Source organism: Mesorhizobium sp. M2A.F.Ca.ET.042.01.1.1, assembly GCF_003997405.1.
Lineage (GTDB): Bacteria > Pseudomonadota > Alphaproteobacteria > Rhizobiales > Rhizobiaceae > Mesorhizobium.
In genome coordinates this window covers 1-10,300 of the sequence record NZ_RZRX01000236.1, presented here as the reverse complement: position 1 = coordinate 10,300, position 10,300 = coordinate 1, and the positions used below count along the sequence as shown (strand labels likewise).

The window sequence follows — 10,300 nt, the reverse complement described above, 5'->3', positions numbered from 1 at the left end:
GCCACTGGCCGCGTCAGTGTTCCGATTCTTCGTCCGCCAGTTCGAGCGTACGACCCGCATAGAGAATCCGCAGGATGATCACTTTGTCATCCACGATTTCAAACGCGATCGTCGCGCGCCGGCGCCACCCCACCGTACGCAAACCCGGGGCGATCTCGTCATGACGCATGCCACGCTCCGGAAATGTCGCGAAGTCGAGGCAATAGTCGATGAGACGTCCGACAAAGCGCAAGGCAGTTTCCACGCCGGCTTTAGGCGCCAATTGGTTCAGCAGTTCGGCAATGTCTCGCTCGGCGGCAGCGTGGAACCTGACCTGGTACTTCATGCACCGGAGCGCGGTTTGGCGACGATCGCGTTGATGTGCTCAGAGAGATTGCGGCGCAGCTGTTCGGCCGTCAACAGCTTCTCGGGACGGGCGCGCGCATCCTGCATTATCGGCACGACTTCCTCGCGCAGCCAACGTTCAACCGCCGCATCACGCGCCGCAAGCGTGCGCAAGCCATCACGGATGACCTCGCTTTCGGTGGCGTATTCGCCCGAGGCCACCTTGTCTTTCACCATCTGCGCCATTTCGAGCGGCAGTGTGATCGTCAGGGGTTGGGAGTTTCGCATGACCGTCTCCTCGATGCCCCTTGATATAGCACGGTGCATGACTTTGTCATACACTTTAGGCAAGACCGCACACCAAACATCGAACCATGATGGTGTGCGGCGATCGATCACGTCCCCTGCTCGTTGAATGGCGCCGGGCGCCACTTTACCACATAGTTCTCGAAGCGGGTGATCAGGAACTCCACCACCAGCGCCATCACCGCCAGGATGATCATGGCCGCGAAGACGCCATTGGCGTTGAAGGCGCCCTGCGCGGTGGAGATCAGGAGGCCCATGCCCTGCTTGGCGCCGAGGAACTCGCCGACGACCGCGCCGACAAGGGCGAAGCCGAACGAGACATGCAGGCTGGCGAGGATCCAGCTCATCGCCGAAGGAATGATGACCGATCTGGTGATCTGCATCGGCGAGGCGCCGAGGATCTGGGCATTGGCGATCATCGCCCTGTCGGCCTCGCGCACACCCTGGAAGGCGTTGGCGAAGACGACGAAGAACACCATGACGACAGCCAGCGCCACCTTGGACGCCATGCCGAGGCCAAGCGCGATGATGAAGACCGAGCCCAGCACCACGCGCGGCACCGAGTTGGCGATCTTGATGTAGATCGAGAAGACATCCGCCAGCAGCTTGTTGCGGCCGAGGATGATGCCCGCCACGATGCCGCCGACCGCGCCGATGACAAAGCCGAGGAAGGTCTCCTCCAGCGTCACATAGATCTGCAGCCAGAGCGGCCCCTGCGAAGTGCCCTCGGTGACCCAGGACCAGATCTGTTCCCATATCCCCGACGGGCTGGAGAAGAAGAACGGGTCGATGATGTTGTAATCGGCGCAAAGTTCCCAAAGGCCGAGGAAGACGACGAGGATCGCAAGCCGCAGGCCGATAACCAAGGCATGGCGCTTGCGCAGCCGCGCCCTCGCCTGCGCTTCGGCGGCGACGATCGAGGTCGCGCGGGTGGCAGCCTGTTCGGTCGGAGAGATGGCGGTCATGCTGTTTCCCCTTTCAATGGCCGGTCTGAAGGCCGCGGCTCTGGCCGAGCTGCACTTCCTCGCGCAGATCGTTCCAGATCACCTTGGCGATCTCGATGAATTTCGGGTCGTAGCGGATGTCGGCCATGACGCGCGGGCGCGGCAGGTCGATACGGTAGACGCTCTTCACCGTGCCCGGACCGGCGGTCAGCACATAGACCTTGTCGGCCAGCGCCACCGCTTCCTCCAGATCGTGCGTGACGAAGACGACGGAGGATTTGAGTCCCGACCACAGGCCCAGCAACTCGTCCTGCATGGCGGTGCGGGTCTGCATGTCGAGCGCGCTGAACGGCTCGTCCATCAGCAGGATCTTGGGCTGGTTGATGAAGGTCTGGGCCAGCGCCACGCGCTTGCGCATGCCGCCCGAGAGCTGGTGCGGATAATGCTTCTCAAAGCGTGAAAGGCCGACGCGGCCGATCCAGTCGCGCGCCTTCTCATAGGCTTGCGCCTTCGGCGTGCCACGGAAGAGCGGACCGGCAGCGACATTGTCGATGACGCTGCGCCAGGGAAACAGCGCATCGGCCTGGAAGACGAAGCCGATGTCGCGGCTGATGTCGGTGACCGGATTGCCCATGACGCGGACGCTGCCGGTCGTGGGACGCAAGAGCCCGGTGACGAGGTTGAGCGTGGTCGACTTGCCGCAGCCGGTCGGGCCGACGACGCAGGCGAACTCGCCGCGCGCGACCGTCATGGTGAAATCGCGGATCGCCGTCATCATGTGGCCGTCCGGCGTGACGAAGCGCAGCGTCACATCGTCGATGGCTATAGCGGCATCGGCCGGCGCCGCGGCGGGAGACAATTTCTCCGCCGCCATGGTCTGCGATTGCATGGCACACTCCTGTGGTGGTGATGCGAGAATGGCGGCTAGGGCCGGTGGCCTGCTCGCCGGCATCTCAAGGCGCAGCTGCCGGATTGATTCAGGCAGCCGGCGCAAGTCCTTGTTTTCAGGGCGGACGGGTCCGTCCGCCCTCGCCTGCCAGCGCCTACTTGGCCGCGTCCACGAACTCGGTCGTGTAGGTCTTGGAAAGGTCGATCTGCTTGCCCTGCAGGCTCTTGGAGAAGGTCGACAGAACCTTGAGCACCGTCTGAGGACCATCGGCCGGCATGCGGCCGTCCGGCGTGAACTGCGCCTTGCCGCCGGCGAGGCCCTGCACATAGAGATCCTTGCTGCCGGCGTAATAGTCCTTCGGCATCTTGTCGGCGATCTCCTCGGCCGAATGGCCGGCGATGAACTTCATAGTCTTGACGAAGGCGTTGGCGAGCTTCTGCGCCTCGTCCTTGTGCCCCTCAAGCCAGCTCGACTGCACGTAGAAGGAGGCCGCCGGATAGTCGCCACCCAGCGCTTCCTTGGTCTTCTCGGGCGTGCGCATGTCGACCAACACCTTGGCCTCACCGGTCTGGAGCAGCTTGGCGATCGTCGGCTCGGTGGTCATGCCGGCCTGGATCTGGTCCTGCTTGACCGCGGCGATGAAGGTGTTGCCGGCGCCGACCGGAAGCAGCGTGTAGTCGCCCGGCTTCAGGCCGTTGCGAACTGCGAGATACTGGGTGAGGAAATCGGTCGAGGAGCCGAGGCCGGTGACGCCGAGCGTCGCGCCCTTGAAGTCGGCCGGCGACTTGATCTTGGGATGCTTTGCCGAAACCAGCTCGACCTCGCCCGGCGCCTGGCTGAACTGCACGATCGACTGGATGTATTTGCCCTTCGACTGCAGGTCGACGGTGTGATCGTAGAAGCCGACGACGCCCTGCACCGCGCCGGCCAGCAATTCGTTCTCGGCCTCGACGCCGGCACGGGAGTTCACCAACTCCACGTCCAGCCCCTCATCCTTGAAGTAGCCGAGCTGCTGGGTAAGCACGGCCGGCAGATAGATCTGCTTTTCCATGCCGCCGACGATGATGGTGATCTTGTCGGCAGCCGAGGCCGCCGATGCGCCAGCGCCAACCATAGCAAGCGTCAGCAGCGCCGACCGCAGGACGCATTTAGAGATGAGACGGGTCACGTAACTTCCTCCACTGGGCGACGCAGCGCGCCGCATTTCCTCCTCGCGGCCACTCCCAGCCGCTCATGTGGCGAACGCCACAAAACTGTCATGGCATGGCCAAGCTTTCAGCTGGCTTTCAGCCGTTTTGACGGCTGCTGAAACGAAATCCTGCAATACAAGCGGGTCAGACGGCGCCGAAGCCCAGCACGTCGCGCATGTCGTATTCGCCGGGCGGCCGCCGGGCGACCCAGAGTGCCGCCGCGATGGCGCCGCGGGCGAACATCGAGCGGTCGCCGGCGGCATGCGAAAGCGTGAGCATCTCGCCTTCGGCAAGGAAGCTCACGCTGTGCTCGCCGACGATGCCGCCGCCGCGCAGCACAGCAAAGCCGATCTCGCCGGCACCGCGCGGACCAAGGAGGCCGTCGCGGGCGCGCCTGGCCACATCGTCCAGTTCAATGCCACGTCCGCGCGCAGCCGCTTCGCCCAGCATCAGCGCCGTGCCCGACGGCGCGTCAACCTTGAAGCGGTGGTGCGCTTCGAGGATTTCGATGTCGCAGTCATCATGCCGAAGCGCCCTCGCGGCCTGCTCGACCAGGCCGGTCAGCGTGTTGAGGCCGAGCGAATAGCTGCCGGAGCGCACGATGGCGATTGTCTTTGCCGCTTCGGCGATTGCGGCCAGCTCCGGTGGGGTGAAACCGGTTGAGCCGATCACCAGCGCCGGACCGCCGCGCGCCGCGCAGGCTTTGGCCAGTTCGGCGGACGCCGCGGGCGTGGTGAAATCGATCACCACGTCGGCAAGCGCCAGAGCTTCGTCGCGCTCGACCAATCCCTCGCCCACGCTGCCCGGCCGATGGAAGCGCGCGACGAGCTCCAGCCGCTGATCGGCGGCGATGGTCTCCGCCATCTGCCTGCCCATGCGACCGAGCGCGCCGGCGATGGCGATTTTCAGCGGTTGCGGCATGGCGATCCTGTCGAAAATCCGAGTCGTGACAATCCTCTAGCACGCCGCCTTGGCAAATTGATTCAGACGACTGCGGGCCGCGACACGCGGCGATACGAGGGCGAATTATACGCGAATGTGAAGCGCCACACTCATCATCGCTGACGCGACATGCTAATTTAGCGCCTGTGTCCGGCTGCGCCCGGACCAAGTCCGAGGGGGACACCCATGCTGCGGCCAGTGCATGCCCTGGTTCTTTCCTGCCTCGCCTTGACGCCCCTTGCCGGAGCGGCCCTGGGAGCGCAGGCGTCTTCCGAAAAATCCGACGATGCGGCCAAAAAGTCTGCGGACGATGCGGCGAAGAAAGCCGCGCTTGCCGAGGCGATCAGCGTCTGCGACCGAGGCGCTTCCGTGCCGCTCGATCCTGAAGCCAAGGCGCCGCCTGTCCAATATGGCGCGCTCTTTCCGCAAGACTTCGATCTCACCAAGCTCAAAACCCTTGCCGACAAGTGCCAGGCGGCGATGCTCGGCGCACCACAGGAAAAGCGGCTGACGCTTGAATGGCTGCGGGTCCAGGTCGCGCTCAACCAGCCGGGGCTTGCCTTTCTCCTGCCGCAGATCAAGCTCATCGCCGACGGCGGCAGTCCCGAGGCGAGTTATCTGCTCTACGAGGTCTACTCAGTGCATCGGCGCGACGACGCTGACGCCGGTCCGCTACCTGTCTCGCGCGGCATGGCGCTCGATGCCTTGCAGAAGGCAGGCGCTGCCGGCCATCTCACGGCGCTTGAGACGCTGCTGCGTCAGTATATCGATGGGCCGCTGCTGCGCCGCGATGCGCACAAGGTGGTCGAGACCGCGCAACGCGTCATCAACGCGCCGGCCCAGGGCCAATCGCCCGGCGAATGGGACAGCCAGTTCCGTGCCGCCATGCCGCTGCTGATTGCGCGGACGACCCTGACGGAAGACGGCTTCACGAGCGACGAGCAGCAAAAGGCCCTTCATGCCGTCGAGACGGATTCCCAGGCCGGGACCAACAGCTCCGGATCGGCGCTGGCTTACATCAAGGCGCTGCGGCTCGGCCGAGGCACACAGCAGGACGCGGCGAAGGCAAGGCAATTGCTGGAAGCGCGCGTCGCCAACGATCAATATGCCATACCGATGATGGCCGACATGCTGGCCAAGGGCGAAGGCGGGCCAGCCGACGGCAAGCGCGCCATCGCCATGCTGCGTGCCGCCACCAAGGCTGTCGCCGAGGCCGGGCCGATGCTGGCCAGCCTGCTGCTCGACGGCAAATTCGTCGGCCGCCAGCCGCGTGAAGCGATCCGGTTGCTCAACGCCTCCTGGAACCTCGATGCCGGCATCAGGCTGGCGGAGCTGCTTCTCGACTATGACGGCTTTCAAATCGACAATCCGGACCAGCTGGTCGAGCGCCTGAGCGACGCCGCCGAGGCCGGGGAGCCAGGTGCTGCGCTGGCGCTGGCGCGGCTGCACCTGTCGGACGATCAGCGATTCAAGAACGAGGATGTGGCGCGCGCCATGCTGAAGCCGCTGGCGGACGCGGGCGACCGCGACGCGCTCTGGCTCTACGCCTCGACGCAGTATGCCAACCTCGATTCGACCAGCTATCGCCCGTCGCGTCGCGACGACGGCCTGAGCGACGATCAACTGAAAGCGCTGATCGAGGAAGGCGAAGCCAAGAAGGAACAGCAGGCCTATCTGCTGCAGGCGAAGCTGTTGCGCAAAGGCGTGGTCTATCCGCAGGACGACCAGAAGGCGACGGCCATGCTGATCAACGCCGCCAATCTCGGCAGCGTCGAAGCGATGGTGCTGCTGGGCGACGCCTATGACGATGGTCTGGGCGTCGACAAGAACCCGCGCGAGCGGCTGCATGCCTGGCGCGAGGCGGCGCGGCTCGGCTCGCTCAAGGCCAAGAGGAAGCTCGCCAACGCTTTCACCTTCGACAGTTTCGACCATCTGATGACGCTGCGTGAAGGCATCACCGATCGCATCGCCCTTTACAATGACGGCATCGGCAGGATGGGCGTCGGTGTGTTCGGCGCCAACGACGCCGACATTGAGCTGAGCGGCCTCTTTTCCGGACCGGCCTCCAGCGCCGGAAACGCGGCGATCGCGGCCGCGGTGATGGATGCATTTCGCGAGGCGCCGGCCGGCCTCGACGACGACAATCTGGTCGGCATCGGCAAGGCGCTGCCCGACGAGATCCGCGTCGCCATCGAGACGACGCTGAAGAGCGAAGGGTTTTATACGGGCGAGCCGAAGGGCTATTTCGGCCCAGACGCGCGCAAGGCGCTCGCCGCCTGGGTCGATGCGAAGGGTCCGCTTGACGATGCTCCCAGCCCGCAAGCCGCAGCCGGGACACAACAGGCCGCGCCGGCTCCGGGCGGTCTCGGCGCGGACGTCGTCAACCGCATCCGCGACAAGGTCTTCGCCCAGGCGCAGGTCGCCAAGACCGACAAGCAGAAACTTGCCGCCATCAAGCAGCTCGGCATTCTCGCCCGCTACGGCGACCTGCCCTCACGCTGGGTGCTGGTGCGCAACTACCATCAGGCAAGGGCCATTCGCTCGGTCGTCACGCCGGACGAGATCACCCGCTACGCGCTGGACATATTGGTGTCGAAGCCCGAGGGCGTCGAGAAGCCGGAATTCGAGTTCATCTTCGACCTGACGCAGATCGCGCAGGACCGGAAATCGAAGGCGGTCGGCGGCGCCACTCTGCAGGCGATCCGCGACGATCCGCGCCTGCAGGACCCGCTCACGCTCGGCGCCATCATGGGTCAGTTCGCCTTTGCGCCGGACGCCTGCGACTCCGTGCTCGCCGCGGCCAGGAAAGCCGGCATCGCCGGCGTGGGCCCGGAGGGATGCGACGAGGACACGCGCACGGCCCTCATCGCCTTCGCCAAGGGCAAGGGCGCGTCCGGTGTCGATGCGGCGGCGCGCAAGGCTGCCGTGGATGAGATCAAGGCGCTGGACGCGCAGGCCGAGAAGTAATCCGCGAAGTAATCAAAGTGCCCTGAGCCACACCTTGTTGTCGTGGACGGCGGCGCCGCCATAGGGTGCGGGCGCGTCGGCGCCGGTCAGCACGTTGATGCCCTCGCCGCGCTCATGCGCGCTGTTCGGCCAGATGCCTTCGGCGATGACCACACCGCGCTTCACGCCGTCGAAGAATCTTGCGTGCAGCACAAGGTCGCCACGCCGGTTGCCGACCTCGACGCGGCCGCCATCCTCGATGCCGAGCGCGGCGGCATCTTCGCGGTGGATGAGCAGTTCGGGCCTGCCTTCCTTGGCCTTGGACACCGGCGTCTCGGCAAAGCTCGAATTGAGGAAGTTGCGCGCCGGCGAGGTCGCCAGCCGGAACGGATGCTCCTCGTCCGCCACCTCGATCAATTCGACATGGTCGGGGAATTCCGGCAGCCGTTCGACCGGGCCGAACAGGCCCATGCTTTTCGGCGGCCGGTTGGGCGCCGACTGGCCGGTCCAGTTGGGCCGGAAGTGGAATTTCCTGTCGGCATGGCCAAAACCGTTGATGAAATGCGCGTCGTCGAATTCGGGCTGCAGGTCGACCCACTTCTCAGCCTTCAAACTGTCGAAGCTGCCGAGCCCGCGCTTGCCGAGGATGATGTCGATATGCTCGCGCTCGGTCAGGCCGAAGCCTGGACGGTCGCTGACGCCCAGCCGCTTGCCGAGCTCTTCATTGACGTAATGGTTGGTGCGCGGCCCTTCCGGCGGCTCGATCAGCTTGGGGCCGAGCGTGATGTGCTGGTTGCCGCCGCCCTTGTAGATGTCGTCATGCTCCAAAAACATCGTCGCCGGCAGCACGACGTCGGCGAGCTTGGCCGTATCGGTCATGAACTGTTCGTGCACGCAGGTGAACAGGTCCTCGCGCAGGAAACCCTTTATCACCAGCCGCTGCTCGGGCGCCACATTGGCCGGATTGGTGTTCTGGATCAGCATCGCCGTCACCGGCGGGCCGCCATAGAGCGCGTCCTCGGCTCCCGTCAGCACCGGGCCGATGCGCGAATGGTCGAGATAGCGGATGTTCGGATCGCGCATCGCGGTGCCTTCGAGCACGTCCTGGTTCAGCTTGAAGATGCCGGAATTGGAATGGAAGGCGCCGCCGCCCTCATATTGCCAGGCGCCGGTGACGGCGGCGATCGAGGACGCGGCGTGCATGTTGATGGAGCCGTTGCGCTGGCGCGCAAAACCATAGCCAAGGCGGAAGTAGGTCTTCTTGGTCGTGCCAACGAGCTTTGCGAAAGCCTCGATCTCGGCGACGCTGAGGCCCGTAATGGCCGCCGCCCATTCGGGCGTGCGGCTGCGAAGGTGTTCTTCCAGCCCGCGCGGATCGTCGGTGTATTTTTCCAGATAGGCGCGGTCGGCGAGCCCATCGCGGAACAGCACATGCATCACCGCGCAGGCGAGCGCGCCGTCGGTGCCGGGTTTCAAGACCAGGCCGAGATCGGCCTGCTTCATCGTGGCGTTGTCGTAGATGTCGATTACGACGATTTTCGCGCCGCGTTCTTTCCTCGCCCTCGTCGCGTGGGTCATGACGTTAACCTGCGTGACCACGGCATTGGTGCCCCAGATCACCACGCAGTCGGACTTCGCCATCTCGCGCGGATCGGCCCCGCGCAAGGCGCCGGCGCCCATCATCCAGCCGGTCCAGGCGAGATTAGTGCAGATCGAGCCGAAGAAGCCCGAGTATTTTTTCGCGTGGCGCAGCCGCTCGATGCCGTCGCGCTGCACCAGCCCCATCGTGCCGGCGTAGAAATAAGGCCAGACGGTCTCCGAGCCGTATTTCGCTTCCGCCGCGATGAATTTTTCCGCGACGAGGTCGAGCGCTGCTTCCCAGCTCGCTTCCTTCCAGGCGCCCTCCCCCTTGGCGCCCGCGCGCACCAGCGGCTTCAGCAGCCGGTCGGGATGATGCACCCGGTCGGCATAGCGCGCGACCTTGGCGCAGACGACGCCGGCCGTATAGCTGTTCGCCTTGGCGCCATGCACGCGGCCGATGCGGTTGTTGTCGAGCAGCTCGACTTCGAGCGCGCAGGTGGAGGGGCAGTCATGCGGACAGGCCGAATGACCGATCCGGAGCTTGGCGTGCTGGTTCATGCGGGGGTGTTTAGCGGGTTTTCGGAGAGAGGTGTAGGGCCAGAGACTTCTTCCCTTCTCCCCTTGTGGGAGAAGGTGGATCGGCGCGATAGCGCCGAGACGGATGAGGGGTGTTCCAGCGGAGTGAGACGGTTGCTTTGCGAGGCAATTGCCAAGCTGGAGCACCCCTAGGGTCGACTATTAGGCGATGCTTTTATAGAGCGCTTTATAGGCGCCGCATTTCGGGCAGCGCATGTGTCGCTCGATATGATCTTCGCCTGCTTTGGTGTCGAAGACTTCAAGGTCCGCATCGCCGCATTCCGGACATTTGACACCTGCCTTCGGGTCAACGGCCAGAAGGTTGCCTGCTTTGATCCACAATTCCCTGGACATTGACGTTTCCTGCGCCGCGTTTGACAATTTACTTACGCCTCACTCCGTCCAACACCCCTCATCCGTCTCGGCGCTGCGCGCCGATCCACCTTCTCCCACAAGGAGGGTTTTGCATGGGAGCCGATATTTAGCGCACGAGGCAGATGGGCGTTTTTTGAAAGGCGCTCTGGCCGCTTTGGCGGGTTGTTTTGCCTCGCTCTTGAGGCCTCAGGCCGCCTTGGCAGTGGATTTTGGGCGGACTGCGCCTC

The 10,300-nt window shown here is 64.6% G+C and carries 9 protein-coding genes; 1 reads left to right on the top strand and 8 read right to left on the bottom strand.

Annotation, left to right across the window (positions count from 1 at the left end; translation table 11 throughout):
- Nucleotides 1-13: 13 nt before the first annotated feature.
- The 6 genes from EOA23_RS27155 to dapB form a co-directional block, all read right to left on the bottom strand.
- The gene (locus EOA23_RS27155; protein WP_127306407.1) at nucleotides 14-325 is read right to left on the bottom strand and encodes a type II toxin-antitoxin system RelE/ParE family toxin; all 312 of its coding nucleotides are present in this window, start codon (nucleotides 323-325) and stop codon (nucleotides 14-16) included.
- A complete protein-coding gene (locus EOA23_RS27150) occupies nucleotides 322-612 on the bottom strand; it encodes a type II toxin-antitoxin system ParD family antitoxin (protein WP_127306408.1) in 291 nt (96 codons plus the stop codon). Before EOA23_RS27150 ends, EOA23_RS27155 begins: the two co-directional genes overlap by 4 nt.
- 107 nt (nucleotides 613-719) lie before the next feature.
- Nucleotides 720-1,595, bottom strand: coding sequence for an ABC transporter permease (locus EOA23_RS27145; RefSeq protein ID WP_127306406.1), 876 nt, complete (start codon nucleotides 1,593-1,595; stop codon nucleotides 720-722).
- Between the two features lie 13 nt (nucleotides 1,596-1,608).
- Complete coding sequence (locus EOA23_RS27140; RefSeq protein WP_126061762.1) at nucleotides 1,609-2,463, bottom strand: ABC transporter ATP-binding protein; 855 nt, start codon at nucleotides 2,461-2,463, stop codon at nucleotides 1,609-1,611.
- A gap of 154 nt (nucleotides 2,464-2,617) precedes the next feature.
- Entirely contained in the window at nucleotides 2,618-3,577 is a 960-nt protein-coding gene (locus EOA23_RS27135; RefSeq protein WP_189341719.1) for an ABC transporter substrate-binding protein, read from the bottom strand.
- A gap of 220 nt (nucleotides 3,578-3,797) precedes the next feature.
- On the bottom strand, nucleotides 3,798-4,574 hold the full coding sequence (dapB, locus tag EOA23_RS27130) for a 4-hydroxy-tetrahydrodipicolinate reductase (RefSeq protein WP_127306404.1): 777 nt from the start codon (nucleotides 4,572-4,574) through the stop codon (nucleotides 3,798-3,800).
- Nucleotides 4,575-4,781: 207 nt separating this feature from the next.
- Here dapB and EOA23_RS27125 point away from each other — a divergent pair, with 207 nt between their 5' ends.
- Nucleotides 4,782-7,562 carry a sel1 repeat family protein gene (locus EOA23_RS27125; protein ID WP_127306403.1) on the top strand — a complete coding sequence of 927 codons (2,781 nt, stop codon included), beginning with the start codon at nucleotides 4,782-4,784 and terminating at the stop codon, nucleotides 7,560-7,562.
- Nucleotides 7,563-7,574: 12 nt separating this feature from the next.
- On the opposite strand, the gene EOA23_RS27120 is transcribed toward EOA23_RS27125, so the two are convergent.
- On the bottom strand, nucleotides 7,575-9,680 hold the full coding sequence (locus tag EOA23_RS27120; protein ID WP_127306402.1) for a molybdopterin oxidoreductase family protein: 2,106 nt from the start codon (nucleotides 9,678-9,680) through the stop codon (nucleotides 7,575-7,577).
- Nucleotides 9,681-9,860: 180 nt separating this feature from the next.
- Nucleotides 9,861-10,052 (bottom strand): hypothetical protein, encoded by a 192-nt coding sequence (locus EOA23_RS27115; RefSeq protein WP_126061768.1) that lies wholly within the window; start codon nucleotides 10,050-10,052, stop codon nucleotides 9,861-9,863.
- Nucleotides 10,053-10,300: the final 248 nt, after the last annotated feature.